This window comes from Microbulbifer thermotolerans (genome assembly GCF_900112305.1).
Classification (GTDB): domain Bacteria; phylum Pseudomonadota; class Gammaproteobacteria; order Pseudomonadales; family Cellvibrionaceae; genus Microbulbifer; species Microbulbifer thermotolerans.
Genome location: NZ_FOKT01000002.1, coordinates 69727 through 86139, shown reverse-complemented (window position 1 = coordinate 86139; position 16413 = coordinate 69727). Strand labels below are relative to the sequence as shown.

14 protein-coding genes are annotated in these 16413 nt (G+C 55.1%); 4 read left to right on the top strand and 10 right to left on the bottom strand.

Annotation, left to right across the window (positions count from 1 at the left end):
- Positions 1–2 precede the first annotated feature (2 nt).
- The 3 genes from ppsR to BM155_RS02925 all read left to right on the top strand — a co-directional run bounded on the left by ppsR (position 3) and on the right by BM155_RS02925 (position 2692).
- Positions 3–830 (top strand): posphoenolpyruvate synthetase regulatory kinase/phosphorylase PpsR, encoded by an 828-nt coding sequence (gene ppsR / locus BM155_RS02935; RefSeq protein ID WP_067153216.1) that lies wholly within the window; start codon positions 3–5, stop codon positions 828–830.
- 61 nt (positions 831–891) lie between these two features.
- A complete protein-coding gene (gene pabB / locus BM155_RS02930) occupies positions 892–2220 on the top strand; it encodes an aminodeoxychorismate synthase component I (protein ID WP_067153214.1) in 1329 nt (442 codons plus the stop codon).
- Positions 2221–2392: 172 nt separating this feature from the next.
- The gene (locus BM155_RS02925) at positions 2393–2692 is read left to right on the top strand and encodes a hypothetical protein (protein ID WP_067153212.1); all 300 of its coding nucleotides are present in this window, start codon (positions 2393–2395) and stop codon (positions 2690–2692) included.
- Positions 2693–2807: 115 nt separating this feature from the next.
- On the opposite strand, the gene cysB is transcribed toward BM155_RS02925, so the two are convergent.
- The 5 genes from cysB to BM155_RS02900 all read right to left on the bottom strand — a co-directional run bounded on the left by cysB (position 2808) and on the right by BM155_RS02900 (position 9693).
- Complete coding sequence (gene cysB / locus BM155_RS02920) at positions 2808–3779, bottom strand: HTH-type transcriptional regulator CysB (RefSeq protein WP_067153210.1); 972 nt, start codon at positions 3777–3779, stop codon at positions 2808–2810.
- A 274-nt stretch (positions 3780–4053) separates the two neighbouring features.
- Entirely contained in the window at positions 4054–4956 is a 903-nt protein-coding gene (locus tag BM155_RS02915; protein WP_067153208.1) for a 5'-nucleotidase, read from the bottom strand.
- Positions 4956–5636, bottom strand: a complete 681-nt coding sequence (locus BM155_RS02910; protein ID WP_067153206.1) for a TetR/AcrR family transcriptional regulator — start codon at positions 5634–5636, stop codon at positions 4956–4958. Before BM155_RS02910 ends, BM155_RS02915 begins: the two co-directional genes overlap by 1 nt.
- Before the next feature lie 252 nt (positions 5637–5888).
- The gene (locus BM155_RS02905; protein WP_074901016.1) at positions 5889–8219 is read right to left on the bottom strand and encodes a TonB-dependent receptor; all 2331 of its coding nucleotides are present in this window, start codon (positions 8217–8219) and stop codon (positions 5889–5891) included.
- A gap of 157 nt (positions 8220–8376) precedes the next feature.
- Positions 8377–9693, bottom strand: coding sequence for an NAD(P)/FAD-dependent oxidoreductase (locus tag BM155_RS02900; RefSeq protein ID WP_074901014.1), 1317 nt, complete (start codon positions 9691–9693; stop codon positions 8377–8379).
- Between the two features lie 399 nt (positions 9694–10092).
- Here BM155_RS02900 and BM155_RS02895 point away from each other — a divergent pair, with 399 nt between their 5' ends.
- Positions 10093–11427, top strand: coding sequence for a glutamine synthetase family protein (locus tag BM155_RS02895; RefSeq protein ID WP_067153200.1), 1335 nt, complete (start codon positions 10093–10095; stop codon positions 11425–11427).
- 175 nt (positions 11428–11602) lie between these two features.
- Here the strand turns inward: BM155_RS02895 and BM155_RS02890 are convergent, their stop codons facing one another.
- The 5 genes from BM155_RS02890 to bcp form a co-directional block, all read right to left on the bottom strand.
- On the bottom strand, positions 11603–13261 hold the full coding sequence (locus tag BM155_RS02890; protein ID WP_067153199.1) for an alanine/glycine:cation symporter family protein: 1659 nt from the start codon (positions 13259–13261) through the stop codon (positions 11603–11605).
- 110 nt (positions 13262–13371) lie between these two features.
- Complete coding sequence (locus BM155_RS02885; protein WP_074901010.1) at positions 13372–14382, bottom strand: D-cysteine desulfhydrase family protein; 1011 nt, start codon at positions 14380–14382, stop codon at positions 13372–13374.
- A 189-nt stretch (positions 14383–14571) separates the two neighbouring features.
- Positions 14572–14904: a preprotein translocase subunit YajC gene (gene yajC, locus BM155_RS02880; RefSeq protein ID WP_067153194.1), complete on the bottom strand. Its 333-nt coding sequence runs from the start codon at positions 14902–14904 to the stop codon at positions 14572–14574.
- Positions 14905–14986: 82 nt separating this feature from the next.
- On the bottom strand, positions 14987–15433 hold the full coding sequence (locus BM155_RS02875; protein WP_067153192.1) for a helix-turn-helix domain-containing protein: 447 nt from the start codon (positions 15431–15433) through the stop codon (positions 14987–14989).
- 447 nt (positions 15434–15880) lie between these two features.
- The gene (gene bcp, locus BM155_RS02870) at positions 15881–16357 is read right to left on the bottom strand and encodes a thioredoxin-dependent thiol peroxidase (protein ID WP_074901008.1); all 477 of its coding nucleotides are present in this window, start codon (positions 16355–16357) and stop codon (positions 15881–15883) included.
- Positions 16358–16413 lie beyond the last annotated feature (56 nt).

Below are 16413 nucleotides of genomic sequence, written 5' to 3'. Positions count from 1 at the left end.
CAATGGCAAAAAACAAGCGCACAGCATTCTTTATTTCCGACGGTACGGGCCTCACCGTGGAGGCCATTGGTCACAGCCTGCTGGCGCAGTTTCGCGATCAGCAGGTGGAACAGGTTACCCTGCCATATGTTGACTCCCCTGAAAAAGTGGAGCAGGTATTGACCCGTATCGAAAAGGCAGCGCAGGAGTCGGGACTGCAGCCGATCGTTATCTCCAGCATCGTCTCCGATCGCATACGAGAGCGGTTGCACCGCAGTTCAGCACTGATGCTGGATGTCTTTGAAAGCTACCTTACACCGCTGGCAAATCTGTTCGGCAGCGATCCCGCACAGTCGGTCAATATCTCCCATGGCATCGATAACGACCGTCGCTATAGTGAGCGCATTGATGCGGTACATTTCGCGATGGACAACGACGATGGCCGCCGGGTGCGGGAGTTTGAGCGCGCGGATGTCATTCTCGTGGGCGTCTCCCGCTCCGGTAAAACCCCAACTTGTATCTATCTGGCATTACAGTTTGGGCTGCGCGCGGCCAACTATCCAATCACAGAAGAGGATATGGACTCCACCGCACTGCCCAAAATCCTGCGCCCATACCGCCACAAGCTCTTCGGCCTGACCATAGATCCCGAACGCTTGATGCAGATCCGCCAGGAACGCCGCGCCAACAGCCGCTACGCTTCACTAGAACAATGTGAGTTTGAAGTGAGACAGGTGGAACAAATGCTGCGGAGGGCACAGGTGCCTTATCTCGACGCCACCCAACTGTCTGTGGAGGAACTGGCCACGCGTCTGATGTCCCAGGCTGGCATTGAGCGGCGAATCGGGTAAAGTAGCCGCCTCTTGCAGATTGGGCAATTTCGCGCCAATCCCGTGGTCGTCACTACCAACTATGCGTATCGTCTCTCTACCCTACTCCACAAACACCGCCGCCGCCTTTCAGGCTGTCGCCGATCTGCCGGCCCCCGTTTGGCTTGACAGCGGGCGGCCGCTGGCAAGCGGCGGTCGCTACGACATCATCAGCGCCGATCCCATTCAGACCCTAAAACTGCCAGCGGACAGTAAAGACCCTTTTGTACAGCTGGACGACCTGCTGTGCGAGCTTTGCCCCCAGGACATGGACGCACAACTGCCGTTCTGTGGCGGCGTCATCGGCTATGCCGGATACGAGCTTGGAATGGGCGGCAACTATCTCCCCCTAGACACCCGCCAAACGGGCCTGCCGGCAGGCTTTTTCGGCCTTTACAGCTGGGCGTTGATTGTCGATCACAAACTGGAGGCCAGCCACTTAGTTTTTCACCCCGCCAGCACTCAGGTCCAGATCGACGACCTACAGGCCCGCTTTGCCGCCGTGCACTGGCGAATTGCGCCATATCGGGAAAAGTTCCGGCTTCTATCTGCCTTTGAACATGAACTGAGCCCCAGTGAGTACCAGGCCAGGATCGCCAAAATTCTCAACTACATCGCCGCCGGCGATATCTACCAGGCCAACTTTACCCAGCGCTTTTCCGCCGCCTATGAGGGGGACCTTTTCACCGCATACCTGGCCCTGCGCGAATGCGCCGCGGGCCCATTTTCTGCGTATCTGTCCCTACCGGAAGGTAGCCTGTTGAGCCTGTCGCCGGAGCGCTTTATCCGCGCTGATGGCGGCAATCTGCAAACCGAACCGATCAAAGGCACCGCCGAGCGCAGTGCCGATCCTGCGGAAGATGGGCGCAGAAAAATCACGCTATTGAAGAGTGCCAAGGATAAGGCTGAAAACCTGATGATCGTAGACCTGTTGCGCAACGATCTGGGCAAACTCTGCACCCCAGGCAGCGTGCGGGTTCCGGAACTGTTCCGGTTGGCGAGCTTTGCCAATGTACACCACCTGGTGAGCACAATTACCGGAGAATTGCCACAAGACCACAGCTTTGCAGAGTTGCTTGGCGCCTGCTTCCCCGGCGGTTCCATCACCGGCGCCCCCAAACGCCGCGCCATGCAGATCATCCGCGAACTGGAGCTGAGCCCTCGGGGTGCCTACTGCGGCAGTGTCGGCTATATCAGCTGCTGCGGCCGTGCCGACACCAATATCGCTATCCGGACCTTCTCCGCCAGTGGTGGCCGCATTTCCTGTGGTGCTGGCGGTGGTATTGTTGCCGATTCAGATCCTGCCGAGGAGCACCTGGAATGTCTCGCCAAAATTCGGCTGATGCTGGAGACACTCGAACAGTTGGACTGATCCCCAGCGTCTGCAATCGGTACTTCGCCCCCAGGGCCAGTGTCGGACCTTAGGGATCTTGGTTATAAAACTATCCACTATTGATATTTCAAAGTTATTAAGCGCTCTGTTATCTTCCGAGGCTTCGCTGATCCAGATGGGTCCAGCGCCGAAGCAAAGGTAGGGATTTGTAGTGAAGATAACGCTGGTCAAGAAGATACTCGCCGACGGCTCCCCCTGCGCCAAATGCCGCGATGTACAGCAGAAGCTGGAGGAAAACGACCAGCTGCGCTTTATCGATCAAACCCTGATCGCCGACATGCGCGACGAGCAGAGCCCAGGGTTACAGCTGGCTCGGAAATACAACGTAGAGCGCGCGCCCTTCTTTGTGGTGGAGGAAGAAGGCCGGGAACCGCAGATCTACACGGTTTATTTCAAGCTCGTCAAAGACGTACTGCAGAAAAAAGCCGAAGAATCAAAACTGGCGAGTTAACATCTCTTGTGCACTACGCCCCACTCATGTGCGGGTAATGTGATAAGTGCCTCGAAGACAAAAAATGCGGCCCAAGCCGCATTGTTTGTTTTTGCCAGCTGCTGAACGAGCACTGTCAGTACACGGGCAATTCCAGCTTGGCGAAAAGCTCGTCCACTTCCGCTCTGGACGCCGCGTGAGCGGCTTTATCCACCAGCTCCCGGTTTAAGTGCGGAGCGAACCGCTGAATAAAGTCATACATAAAGCCACGCAGAAAAATTCCTTTGCGGAATCCGATTTTCGTCACACTGGACTCAAACAGTGCACTGGCATCCAGAGCCACGAGGTCCTCATCCGCCTCATCCACTGCCATATCGGCGACAATGCCAATACCCAACCCTAAGCGCACATAAGTCTTAATCACGTCTGCATCCGCGGCGGTAAAAACCACCTTAGGCGACAACCCCTTTTCCATAAACGCCTCATCCAACTTGGAGCGGCCTGTGAAACCGAAAACGTAGGTTACTATCGGATGCTTGGCCACCTCTTCCAGGGTCAGCTTATCCACCTGGCACAATGGGTGGTCTTTAGGAACTAATATGCAGCGATTCCAACGGTAGACCGGCATCATCACCAAGTCGCTAAAAAGTTCGAGCGCCTCGGTGGCAATGGCGAAGTCCGCGGTTCCGTCGGCAGCCATCTCCGAGATCTGCATTGGCGTACCCTGATGCATATGTAGAGACACTTCAGGGTAATGGGCGATAAACGATTTAATGACTGGTGGCAGAGCGTAGCGGGCCTGGGTATGCGTGGTGGCGATGGACAAACTGCCCTTTTTATCGTTGCTGAATTCCTGCGCAACCTGCTTGATGTTTTCAACCTTGCTCATGATCTCGCCGGCAGTCTTGAGGATAGCCTCGCCTGCGGGCGTGATCCTGGTCAGGTGCTTGCCACTGCGGGCAAAAATTTCCACACCGAGTTCATCCTCCAACAGGCGAATCTGCTTACTGATGCCCGGTTGTGAGGTATATAGGCTCTGTGCTGTCGCAGAAACATTGAGGTCGTGGTGAGCCACTTCCCAGATATAGCGCAACTGCTGCAGCTTCATAGATTCTCCCTGCTCCCTAGCCTGCGGTCGCCGCGGCGACAGGGCCGCGGTCCCTGGCAGTTATAAAAACCATCTTAATTTATGCGGGAAAAGAATAGCAGTGAATCCGCCAGCTAGCCAATGGAAAGAGGTATCAATCCCCGTGAAACGCCCGACACAAACTGTCAGGGCGTTGTCCCCGTAGGCGTAAAACAGAAATTTGTTGATAAAGCCATCTATCGCGCTGTGGAACTCTGCTAGGCGGCCGCCAAACAACCAGGAGCCCCTCTGGAAGTCAATCTACCTCGTTGGCCACCCCGTGGGGCACATGGCCTGTAGCTACATGCTCGGCGGCGGAGACACAGTGGCTGGGCTGATCGTCGAAAAAAACATCGGCACCAAATGCGCGCAGAAATTCCCCCTTGGGCAACCCACCTAGAAATATCGACTCATCAATGCGGACATTCCATGCGCGCAAGGTGCGGATCACCCGTTCGTGTGCCGGCGCCGAGCGCGCAGTGACCAGGGCCGTGCGGATCGGACAAGTGTCGGCGCTGAATTGGCTCTGCAAGCGCTGTAGCGCCTCGAGAAAACCTTTAAAAGGGCCTCCGCCCAATGGTTTCTGCGCCGAGGCTCGCTCGGCGGCCGCAAAAGCAGCCAAACCATCACGCTTGAAAATTTTCTCTGCCTCGTCGGAAAAAATTACCGCGTCACCGTCGAAGGCAAAACGCAAAATATCATCGCGATGCTCGCGGGCACCGCCGGCAATCAGGGTAGCTGCGGCCACTCCCTGCTCCAGTGCCTGGCGCACATCGCGGCCGTCGCTGGACAGGAACAAATGGCAACCGAAAGGCGCGATATAGCGGTAGGGGCTTTCCCCGTTGCAGAAAGCGGCGCGGGTAATATCCAGGCCATAATGCTCGATGGAATTGAATACCCGCAGCCCCGTGTCGGCGCTGTTGCGAGACAAAAGAATCACTTCCACCTGCGGTTCACCCTCTAAGAGGTGATTAATCTGCAAAAATTTTTCCACTAGGTGGAAGGCTTCCCCCTTTTCCAGAACATCGTTTTCACGCTCTATTTGATAGGCGGAGAACGCCTCAAGACCCTGCTCTTCGAATACCCGGTGGCTGTCTTCGAGGTTAAACAGGGCGCGCGAAGATATGGCAATGACCAGTTTGTCCGAACGTCCGGCCATCAGGGTGCCTCCACGTCATCAAGTCCACCCGGGCGACCCTCTCCCCGGTGGGACTCCAACATCGTCAGCAACATCCGCTGTAGGTCCTCCCGGGTGCGCTGAGAGCGCAAACCCGTCTGATTTACGATGACAAGAAGCAATGCGTGACAGGTTTCCAGGGTGGCGCGGGCCAAGCGGTTCATTTCGTTAGGCGGGCATACGAAGCCCAGGCGCCTGTACATGGCGATCAAATGTGTGATGATCAGCTCATCGTGGCGCTCGTCCAATTCGTGCAGCTCGGGAATCCCCCACATGGCTTGCACCAGTGGCAGCAGACCACGCTGCTCCTGATATACCCTCAGCAGTCGCTCCAGCAGCTCAGAGATAAAGCTTTCCAGCGGCATTTGTTCCAGCTCCTGCCCGGCCAGCTCTTCCAATACCGCAGTCATACTCGCCAGCCACTGCTCCCCCATCGCATAGAGAATCGCGTGCTTGTTCGGGAAATAGTGATAGACGGACCCCACTGACACGCCCAGTTCCTTGGCGATCAGAATGGTGGTCAGATCGTTGAGCCCCACCTCTTCCAGCAGGCGCCCTGTGGTGTCGAGAATCTGCTTTGCCCGCGCCCGTGCGCGGGCTTGTACCGGCTCACGGCGCGGACTGAGTTGGCTCTTGCGTTTTTTCCGCTCGGCGTTAGACAAGGCATGTACCTCGGTTTGAATTGGCGCAAGTTTACCACTGAAGCCCCCCCGGCTTAATCCATCCAGGGCGCCGGGATAACGTCAGAGACAGATGGGCAACGGGACGGATCGTAAAAAACAGGCGAGTAACGACCGTCCGCATCCCGGATCCAATGGATTTGCAATATCCACCCCAATTGATGAACTGTCGGCCGAAATGCAAAAACCGGCGCAGAGCACCGGTTTTTGCCCGATCGTGCGAGCGGGTGACAATCAGAAGCGATAGTCCAGATTTACCCCCAGCAGTCGGCCACGGGAGGGGTCTGTCTTGGTTGCCGGCAGGTTGTACAGTGCCTCTGCGTAACCCCAGTGATAATACTCTTCGTCAAACAGGTTTTCCGCGTAGATACCTGCGGTCCAGCTGTCGTCCGCGGATGTCAGTGCCGCGCGCAGATTGATGACATTGCGGCTGTCCAGCCTCACAGCCTCGGTGTTTTCCAGGTCGGACCACTGCTCACCGGTAAAGGTGTATTCCGCAGAATAGGCGATTTCGCCCAAGCTCGTTTGCTGGCTGTATGTCAGCACAGCCGCTGCGGAAAAACGAGGCGCAAATGCCATTTCATTGCCATCGCAGTCCTCACAGAGAGCTTCCGGAGCGCCACTGAACTCTGTGTCCAGCCAAGCCAATCCCAGATAAAGATCCAGGTCGTCGGTGATCAGCCAGCGGGCATCCAGCTCAACCCCCTGACCAGTGGACTCGCCTACATTGCGGGTCACGGCGGCGGCACCAATGAAAAAGGCTTGCTGCAGGTCGTCATAGGTGTACTGGAAGGCCGCGGCGTTTACAGCCAGGCGGTTGTCGAGCAGGCGCGCCTTCAGTCCAAGCTCATAGGACAGAACCTTTTCTTCATCGAAACGGCTCGGTTCTGCGTTATCCGCATTGACTTCGTAACCCTGCTCTTCCAGCCAGGCATATTGGCTATCTTCATCACTGCCATAGGCGGGGTCCGTAATCCGGTATGACAGATAGTCGAAACCGCCGGATTTGTAACCAGTAGCAACACTGGCATACCCCGTGACGGCGCTGTCGAAGTGGTGGGTGAGCGTTGCGCGACCGGAGACATTGCTCCAAGTGCTGGAACCGGTAATGGGGCCATCAGTGTACATCGACTGATAGTTCCACCCCCCGGTCCAGGTGTCCGGCCAGGGCGAGTCGACACTATAGGACTTTTTATCCCTGGTATAGCGGGCACCGAGGCCGAGACTGGTGGCATCGGTGAAGTCGAAGGTGGTGTTGGCAAACACCCCCCAGCCGGAATAATCTCCGACGGTATCCGCAGCTTCAACGGATAGCATGTCCGGAGCATATTCCCAGGGGTCACCCTCAAGGCCAAAGAATTCATCCAAGGCTTCCTGAGGCAGCGAGGCGCAGGTGTCGAAAGTATCGAGGCCCTCCTCCCACTCATCGGCATAGATGCCGTCACAAATAAAGTCCTCGTGATCGACGCCGGTAAAAAAGGCTTTCAGGTCCTCCTGATAATAAGAGGCACCGACAACATAGTTGAAGATGCCGCTGTTGTTCGAGGCAAGGCGGAACTCCTGACTGAAAAAATCGCCGGATTGATCACGCGTATACACATCGATTGGGCTGGCGGTACCGTCGAAGTCCTCGACATAGCTGAAATTGTGCGTCTTGTAACCGGTGATGGCACTCAGGGTGGCGCCACCGGTCAGTTCGTGCTCCACCGTCAGGATTAGGTCGCCGATCTCGGACTCATCCTTGCCACGGGTGTCGTTGTACACCTGATCGTAGTCAGCATTGGTATCCAATGCCCGGTAAATGGTGCCATCGCCAGCGCGATCTTCATACTGAGCCATTAGAGTGATGGTGGTATTCCGCAAACCGCTGTAGACAGCGGTTATGCGCATGGCATCCGTTTCGCTGGCACCGAGATCCGGACCGCCAGCCAGATTCTCGATATAACCGTCTTCCTGCCGATGCATACCCGCAAGACGCACCGCCAAGTTCTCACTTAAAGGGATATCCAAAGCGCCTTCCATCTCTTCGCGCCCGAACTGGCCGGCGCCCACGGAGATCTCACCGGCAAGTCGATCTCCAGGCTTGCGGGATACCATGGAAATGGCACCGGAAGCAGTGTTACGGCCGAATAGAGTACCCTGTGGTCCCTTGATCACTTCCACCCGCTCCAGGTCGTACATACTCGGCGTGGCACCGGTGCGACTCTGATAAACGCCATCAAGGAATACTCCCAAGGCCGGGTCACTACCGCTACCGAAGCTGTTGTTGTTGACACCACGCACAGACACAGCGTCGAAAAAAGAATCGTTGGTTTCCCCGGAAACCCCTGGGGTTAGCGCGAAAAGATCTTTGAAATCGCTCAGATTGCTGTTTTTCACCGTGTCGCCGGAAAAGGCGCTCACCGCCATGGGGACATCCTTGAGAGACTCGGTCCGCATTTGCGCAGTCACCGTCACCTCCTCGATTTCCCCCGCCGAAGCTCCAGCACTGACAATAAGCGCCGCGCCTATTACCACTGCCAGTGTCTGTCTTTTGGTGTGCAAAGCTTTCGTTAATTCAGGCATGGTTGTCCCCGTACTATTTTTATTCAGGGCTGTGCGTTCGATGCTGCTGAAGACTTTAGCCCAGGCGTGAACAGGTAAGTGTCTTATCCCATAAGCCGAGCAATGGCTCAAGATCCAATTCAGTCATAGCGCTGTGGAGCGCTTAACGAAAGCGCTGTCAGCCCCACAGCTTGTCCCTCAGACTGTAGTAGAGCATCCCCGCCACCAATCCCGGCCAGCGCAACAGGGTACCGCCCGGAAAAGCAGGGGTCGGAATGCGCGACAATATATCAAAACGCTCCTCAGTGCCTGAAATCACCTCGGCGATCAACTTGCCGGCAAAGGTCGCGGTGGGCACGCCGTGACCGGAATAGCCCTGACTGTAATAGACATTGGGTTCCAGCCGCCCCAAATGGGGCATGCGGTTCAATGTAATCGCCAGCGTCCCTCCCCAACCGTAGTCGATACGCGTGTCTGCCAACTGGGGGTACACCCGCAGCATATATTTGCGCACAAAGCCGCGAATGTCCTGGGGGAATCTCGAGGTATAGTTTTCGCCACCACCGAATATCAGCCGGTTGTCTGCGGATAGCTTCCAATAGTCGATCACAAAAAGGGTATCCTGCAATGCATAATCATTGGCAATCAACTCCCTCGCCAAGTTTTCCGGTAGCGGTTCCGTGGCCAGAACAAAGTTGTTGATGGGCATTATCCTGCCGGCCATACGCGGTTCCAGGTTTCCCAAGTAGCCATTGCAAGCCAACACTAGATTGCGCGCTTTCACCTGGCCTCTCGCCGTCTCTACGATACAGGGACTTCCGGTGCGATACCCCTTCACCCGGCTGTGCTCGAAAAAGCGCACCCCGGCAGCAGCAGCTGCATCAGCCAGCCCGAGCGCGTAATTTAGCGGGTGGAGATGCAAAGAGCCGCTATCCAGCTGTCCACCAAAATAACGTTCGGAGCCCACCAGGCCGCGCACCTCATCTTCTTCCGCATAGCGGATTTGCTCGTATCCGTAGCGCTCCCGCAGCAGCTCGGCCTCCGCTCGCAAATCTTCGTTGTGACTGCGCTTTGCCGCTAGGTGCATAATCCCGCGCTTCAGATCGCATTTTATCCCGTGCTTATTAATCAGTGACTCAACCAGCCGCACCGCCTCAACGCTCATGTCCCACAATAATTTTGCGGTATCCAGTCCGAGCATCTTTTCCAGATCCCCCTGGGCGCGACGTTGCCCTACCCCGACATGCCCGCCGTTGCGACCTGAAGCCCCCCACGCGATCCGCTCAGCCTCCAAAACCACCACACTGTATCCACGCTCCGCCAAATGCAGCGCAGATGAGAGTCCGGTATAGCCTGCGCCAATCACGCATACATCCGCATCGACTACCGTATCCAAGGGCGGGTGGAGCGGCGCAGGATTTGCACTCGACGCATAGTAGGAATCGATATGGCCGAAAAGCTTGTTCACTGCGCCAGGGGTAACTGCGGCGGTCATATGTTTCACTCCAGATCGCACTCAAATATCAGCCGGAAGCAAAATCGGACTAAAATTCATAATATATTGAATAATAATTCGGTTTATTGTCATAATCAAAACAGCCCCAGGTTGTCGGCGGATTCACCGGCAGCTACTGGTGCTGTTACTGAGTATCCGGGCGTATACTGGGGAAGTCCGGATTAATCCGCTCCCAATGCTAATGATGTTCCGAGTCCGGACGCCAGGTTCGGCTAATGGGGCCGCATTTCGCAACCGTCGAGCGCAGGAACACATTCGGCGGAGCGATCTGGCAATCCCCGCGCATCCCCCGCTGCCCAGCGCCCGGAGGCAACCTCAGCGCTCATGCGGATTCCTCAGAGGTTCCTTAGAAGTAGATCACTTTGATCAAGGTGCAAAATGGACAAGATCACTAAGTGGCTGGCAGATCACAACATCTCTGAAGTGGAATGTCTTGTGCCCGACATGTCTGGTAACGCCCGGGGAAAATTCACCCCGACGGACAAATTTCTGACTGAGGACAGTCGCCTGCCGGAAAGTATTCTCGTACAAACCGTTACCGGCGACTATGTGGACGAGCACAACGAACTGGTCGACCCCGCCGACACTGATATGTTGCTGGTACCCGACCCCAATTCCGTGCGTTTAAACCCTTGGGCCAATGAGCCCACAGCGCAAATTATCCACGATTGCTACACCCGGGATGGCAAACCTCACCCGATCAGCACACGCAACATCCTCAAATTTGTGCTGGAGAAGTACGAGTCGATGGGCTGGAGGCCCATTGTGGCCCCGGAGGTGGAGTTTTACCTGGTCAAACGCAATCTGGACCCTGACGAAAAGCTGTCCGCCCCGGTGGGACGCTCCGGGCGCACGGAGAAAACCCGGCAGTCCTACAGTATTGACGCCGCCAACGAATACGAACCAATCATCGAGGATATGTACGATTTCTCCGAGGCCCAGGGGCTGGACGTGGACACACTGATCCACGAATCTGGCACCGCGCAAATGGAAATCAACTTCTTGCACGGTGATCCACTCAATCTCGCTGACCAGGTATTTACCTTCAAACGCACCGTACGCGAGACAGCCCTACGCCACGGCATCTACGCGACATTCATGGCAAAACCAATGGAAGACGAGCCAGGCAGTGCGTTGCATATCCACCAAAGTATCGTCGACGCGGAAACCGGCAAGAATCTATTTGTCGACGAAAATGGCAAAGAAAACGATATGTTTATGCACTTTATCGGTGGCATGCAGAAATACACCCCCGGCTTTATCAGCTTTTTTGCCCCAAACGTTAACTCGTACCGACGTTTTACCCCGGAGATGGCGGCCCCCACCAGCCTCCACTGGGGATACGACAACCGCACCACGGGGCTGCGAGTGCCCGACAGCCCACCCCACGCAAAACGCCTGGAAAACAGGTTCCCGGGGGCCGATTGCAATCCCTATCTGGCACTGGCTGCCTCACTAGCCTGCGGCTACCTGGGCATGATCAACAAAATAAAACCCAGTGCACCTTATCAAGGCGATTGCTCCGTGGAACCCATCACCCTGCCCCGCACCCAGGAACATGCACTGAGCCTGCTCGCCGACTGCGAAGAAGCCGCGGATATGTTCGGGGAAAAATTCGTGCGGGCATGGAGTGCCATCAAGCGCGACGAATATGAGGAATTCAATCGGGTCATCAGCTCCTGGGAACGGGAATACCTACTGCTGAACGTATAGCGCCCGCATAGACGCGGCAGCTCCATTCGTGCAGAAGCACGGTTTTCAAACAAACACAGGCAACAAGCAATAAAAAGCCCCGCTCAGCGGGGCCTGTGTTAAAAGCATTCTTGTATGGGGCTTAATGCCTCTATGCATTTACGACCGATCCCGAGACATCCAGCCCTACCGCTCTCTATTTATGACTGGGATCCCGCCAATATTCTTTGACCGTATCTTTCATTTCTTTCGCCAGCACCGAGATACCGAACAGGTTCGGCAAGGTCATAATCACAATGGCAACCGCCGACAGATTCCAGATAACCGTGGTGTCCTCTATCGCGGCCCAGAAAAAAGCCACTACATAGACCAGTCGGTACGGCATCACTGCTCGGGGACCAAAGAGATAGATCATCGAACGGTCACCGTAGTACGACCAGGCAATAGCCGTGGAGAAAGCAAACAGCAGAATCCCCAAAGTTACAATAAGGCTGCCATAATCGCCGAAGAAGCCGCGCTGGAAAGCGATGTTTGTCAGAGCGACCGAATGCACCAAGGACTTACCCCAGACATCCACATCCGGATTGGCAAATCTGCCATCCACCACCGTCAATACACCGCTGAAGTTATCTTCCCCCACCCGGAATTCGACATCCTCCGCTACCGAACGGGCGTGAATCAAAGTGAACTCTTTTTCATTTAGTGCAAGGCCGTCTGCCACCACGACAGATCCGCTATAGGGTTGTACGTCACTCTCACCGCCGCTCAGGAACTTGAACAACTTTTCAACGTCCTCTGGATTGCTGTCGGTATAAGTACCGGCAACGGCCACCATATCGGCACGCTCAAATTTGTTCATGTGTTTTTCCGTCCAGACACCGGACGACAAAATCACCAGGCCCGTGAGAGTGCAAATCACAATGGTGTCGATAAAGGGCTCCAGCAGGGACACCATTCCCTCGGAAACCGGTTCATCGGCACGGGCCGCAGCGTGCGCGATGGGCGCAGAGCCCTGCCCGGCTTCGTTGGAGAAGAGACCCCGATTTACCCCACGGTTAAAGGCGTACGCAAAAGTGGCACCGAGGAAGCCACCAGTAGCGGCACTACCGGTGAAAGCCCCCTCAAACACTGCGAGGAATGAGGGAATAATATTCTGATAGTTATAGATAATCACCGCCAGAGCACCGATAACATACAGCACAGCCATGACCGGTACTATCGTAGAAGTCACCTTGGCGATGCGGCTGATGCCACCGATGATGACCATACCCAACAGAATTGCCAAAATGCCGCCGGTGAGCGCCTTGTTCAGACCAAAGGTATCGTGCATCGCCTGGGCAATATTGTTCACCTGGGGCAAACTGCCAGTACCAAAGGAACAAATCACAGTGGCGATCGCAAAGAGCACTGCCAGCCACTTCATGTTCAGGCGGCGCTCCATGAAGAACATAGGCCCACCGGCGTAGTAGCCGTCGGCCGCCTTGATCCGGTACTTGTGGGAGAGGGTTACTTCCACAAACTTGGTCGTCATCCCGAGGAAGGCCGTGACCCACATCCAGAAGAGCGCTGCCGGACCACCGAGAAATATCGCCAATCCCACACCGCCGATATTGCCAGTGCCTACTGTGCCGGAAAGCGCGGTAGAAAGGGCCTGGAAGTGAGAGGTATCGCCGGGGTCACCGGGTTTGTCGTACTTCCCCTGTACAATTTTTACTGCATGCCCGAAATAGCGGATCTGGGGAAAGCCAAGATAGATTGTAAAGAAGAGGCCGACACCCAGCAGCACCCAAGGGAACCAGGGCGCCGAACCGAGTACTCCATCCAGCGCTAACAGGAATTGATTAAAGGATTCCAAACTAACCCCCCACTGCTCTGAGTTATTTCTGATTATCTTTTATACAAAAATAAATGCAAATTTTTGCGCAGGTTAGCAGTTTCCACAGAGTCATAACAGTCACATTCCTGTTATAGAAGAAAAGGGAACATCTCGCGATGGGGAAAAAGCCCAAACTGGCCGCCCGTATGCACAAATACGAGGTTCTCACAATCCCGGTAACTGCCCTTCCTCAGCTCCTGTAGAAGGCCGTAGAATGCCTTCCCGGTATATACCGGGTCCAGCAGCAGCCCCTCAAGGCTGGCAGCTTCCGCGATCGCCCGGTACACAGGCTCCTCCGCCTCCGCGTATCCGGGCCCTATATAGTCAGCATTGACTCGCACGTCTAGTGACGTTTCATCGACCGACTGACTATTTAGGGCCTCCCAGTGCCGAATATCTTCGAGCACCTTGCGTTGAAAATAATCAGCGCTGTCGCAAACCGCATAACCGGTCACGCGGGCGTTCGCCCCCAGTAGGTGACATCCGAGGCTCAGTCCCGCCTGGGTTCCGCCACTGCCGGTGGCGCAGATAATATGTTCCGGCTCGAAGCCCTGCGCACGGCAATCTGCAAGAAGCTCTTCCGCAGCCGCTATATAGCCCCAAATACCCCAGCCATCACTGGCCCCCGTCGGGATACAGAAAGCCTTGTGACCCCGGTCTGCATAAAAGTCACACCAATGGGCAAATAGTTCAGGAAGCGTTTCGAAATACTGGCGCGCAGGATAAAAGGCGGTGGAAGCACCAGCTAGTCTATCGACCAGCAGGTTGCCATCCGGGACACCCTTCTCTTCTCCTCGCAGGATCAACTGCACGCGCATCCCGAGACGGGCACCAACGAGCGCTGTAGTGCGGCAGTGATTTGACTGAATCCCGCCACAGGTAATCAACGTATCGCAGCCCTGGGCCCGGGCTGCGCCGGCAACAAATTCGAGTTTGCGCAATTTGTTGCCTGACATAGCCGTCTCAGTCAAGTCATCACGCTTGACCCAAAGGCGCGGCCCACCGTGGGGCGTGGAGTATTTTTCCGTAATGCGGTCCAGGGGCTGCAGCGGCGTCGGCAGGCGCGCAAGCGGGATTCTCGGCGGCAGAGAGAGGTTCATTGGCTGCCCACTGTATAAGTCATTTTTTACTCAATTACCTTTGGGGTATCCGAAAGATAATTCATGAAACCTTGGGGAAACCCTGCGAGAAGGCTGTGCGCAAACTGTATCAATACGCCCGGCTACACAACTGATAATACAAGAAACCCGGCGAGTTGCCGGGCTTTCCAATCCAGTGTGCAACTGGCGTCAAATCTTCTTAATCGTGCCTTTAGGCAGTACCGCGTGGACGGCGACTTTCTGAAACTTGAGTGACATGTTGTCAGCGACCTGCAACACGATGTAGTCGTCGTCAACCTTGTCGATGCGGCCCAGCATACCGCTGGTCATCACTACTTCGTCCCCCTTTTTGAGGGATTCGACCAACTCCTGATGTTCCTTTTGGCGTTTACGCTGCGGGCGGATGATAAAAAACCACATAAACGCAAACAAGCCAGCGAACATCAGCAGGGTTACCATAGGGTTGCCCTGCGGCGCCGGAGCCGCCTGTTGTGCCACGGCATTGGGAATAAAAAAGCTCATGCAAAACCTCTGAGAGTCAGACGTATAAAATTGCGCACAACTCTACCGGGTTTGCTCTGCCGAGGCAATCCGCGCGAAGCCATCAAAAGCGCTGCCGCACCTGGCGGCGATAGCCAGTCGGCGACATGCCCGTCCAGCGTTTAAAGGCGCTGGTGAAACTGGTGCGGTCGGAGAAATCAAGAATCCGAGAAATACCATCCACGCTGAGCGCCGTATCCTTGAGGAAATGCACCGCATGGCGAAAACGCACATGGTCGCGCAGAGAGGCAAAACTGAGATTGTGTTCCTGCAGGCGCCGCTGCAGGGTGCGGGTGGACATACTGAGATCCGATGCCACCGGACGAATGGCCAGCGAAGCCTTGCCGATGCGTTGCTCCAAAACATCGATCACTCGCGCGGCAATGCCAAAGCTTGTAGCTTCAGGCGGGGCGAGCAACTGGTCCAGAATATTGGGATCTCCGGATATTCTGGCTTGCTGAAGCGATTTATCTTCTGCGAGAGAGGCTTGATCTGGCTGTATATGGTTCATAGAGCTGCTCCTTTTAAGTTCCGTGAGCCGCAGTTATTTTTCTATGCCCGCTTCCTGCGAATCCCTATTGCCTCAACCTGCCCAAAAACTGCCTACCAGAGCGGGTTACAACCCGGGTGCCGGGATGCACCTGAAACAGACACCGAATCCTTCACAGAGCTGAACATTTTTTAAACACATCATTCCGGCAACGTCCCATCGGGAACAAACCGATGCCGGCGTACCTTTCCTTCACACTGGCCAGTATAGACCAAGATTCCGCAATGCAAGGGACGACAGTGAGTTTTTTTAGACGCTGTCACAAAAGGCAGTGATGCGCCAATTTGAGGCTATGGCACATCCTGTTTTGGAGTGTGGCATTTAAACAAAGATTTTAGACAAATAATATCGATGGGGAGCGCCCCCAAGTCTTTTTCCCTGCCTGGAAGCGCTGCCGGAATACCGTGGTCAAATGAGATTTTTGTCGATCCACTGCAAGACATCATCGTGGTGGGTCTTAGTCTTCACCTTATCGATAATATGTTGCAAACGACCATTTTTGTCGATGATAAATGTGGTTCGCAACAATCCCATATACTCCTTACCCATAAATTTTTTCAGCCCCCAGCAACCGTATTTATCGGCAATTTTATGATCTTCATCAGCAAGGAGGTCAAAATTCAACGCATGCTTCTCGATAAATTTTTGCAATCGGGCAACCGGATCCGGACTCACTCCCAGCACCACCGTATCCCGTTTGTCGAATTCAGCGGCACTATCTCGAATCCCACAGGCTTGGGTGGTGCACCCTGGCGTCAGTGCCTTGGGGTAGAAATACAGCACCACATTGCGCTCCCCACGAAAATCCTTGAGTGCCACCTTTTCACCCTTTTGATTAGGCAGAGTAAAAACTGGCGCCAGGTTGCCGATCTTTGGAAATGCCATTAAAGCCCCCTAAATCAAATCCGCTTGAAAATGGCCGAAAATTATAGCGGAAACAA

Excerpts from the sequence above, each read along its gene's own strand:
- BM155_RS02915 (WP_067153208.1), bottom strand. The coding sequence starts at position 4,956 with ATGGCCGGACGTTCGGACAAACTGGTCATTGCCATATCTTCGCGCGCC.
- pabB (WP_067153214.1), top strand. The coding sequence starts at position 892 with ATGCGTATCGTCTCTCTACCCTACTCCACAAACACCGCCGCCGCCTTT.
- ppsR (WP_067153216.1), top strand. The coding sequence starts at position 3 with ATGGCAAAAAACAAGCGCACAGCATTCTTTATTTCCGACGGTACGGGC.
- BM155_RS02905 (WP_074901016.1), bottom strand. The coding sequence starts at position 8,219 with ATGCCTGAATTAACGAAAGCTTTGCACACCAAAAGACAGACACTGGCA.
- BM155_RS02900 (WP_074901014.1), bottom strand. The coding sequence starts at position 9,693 with ATGACCGCCGCAGTTACCCCTGGCGCAGTGAACAAGCTTTTCGGCCAT.
- yajC (WP_067153194.1), bottom strand. The coding sequence starts at position 14,904 with ATGAGCTTTTTTATTCCCAATGCCGTGGCACAACAGGCGGCTCCGGCG.
- BM155_RS02885 (WP_074901010.1), bottom strand. The coding sequence starts at position 14,382 with ATGAACCTCTCTCTGCCGCCGAGAATCCCGCTTGCGCGCCTGCCGACG.
- BM155_RS02875 (WP_067153192.1), bottom strand. The coding sequence starts at position 15,433 with ATGAACCATATACAGCCAGATCAAGCCTCTCTCGCAGAAGATAAATCG.
- bcp (WP_074901008.1), bottom strand. The coding sequence starts at position 16,357 with ATGGCATTTCCAAAGATCGGCAACCTGGCGCCAGTTTTTACTCTGCCT.
- BM155_RS02895 (WP_067153200.1), top strand. The coding sequence starts at position 10,093 with ATGGACAAGATCACTAAGTGGCTGGCAGATCACAACATCTCTGAAGTG.
- cysB (WP_067153210.1), bottom strand. The coding sequence starts at position 3,779 with ATGAAGCTGCAGCAGTTGCGCTATATCTGGGAAGTGGCTCACCACGAC.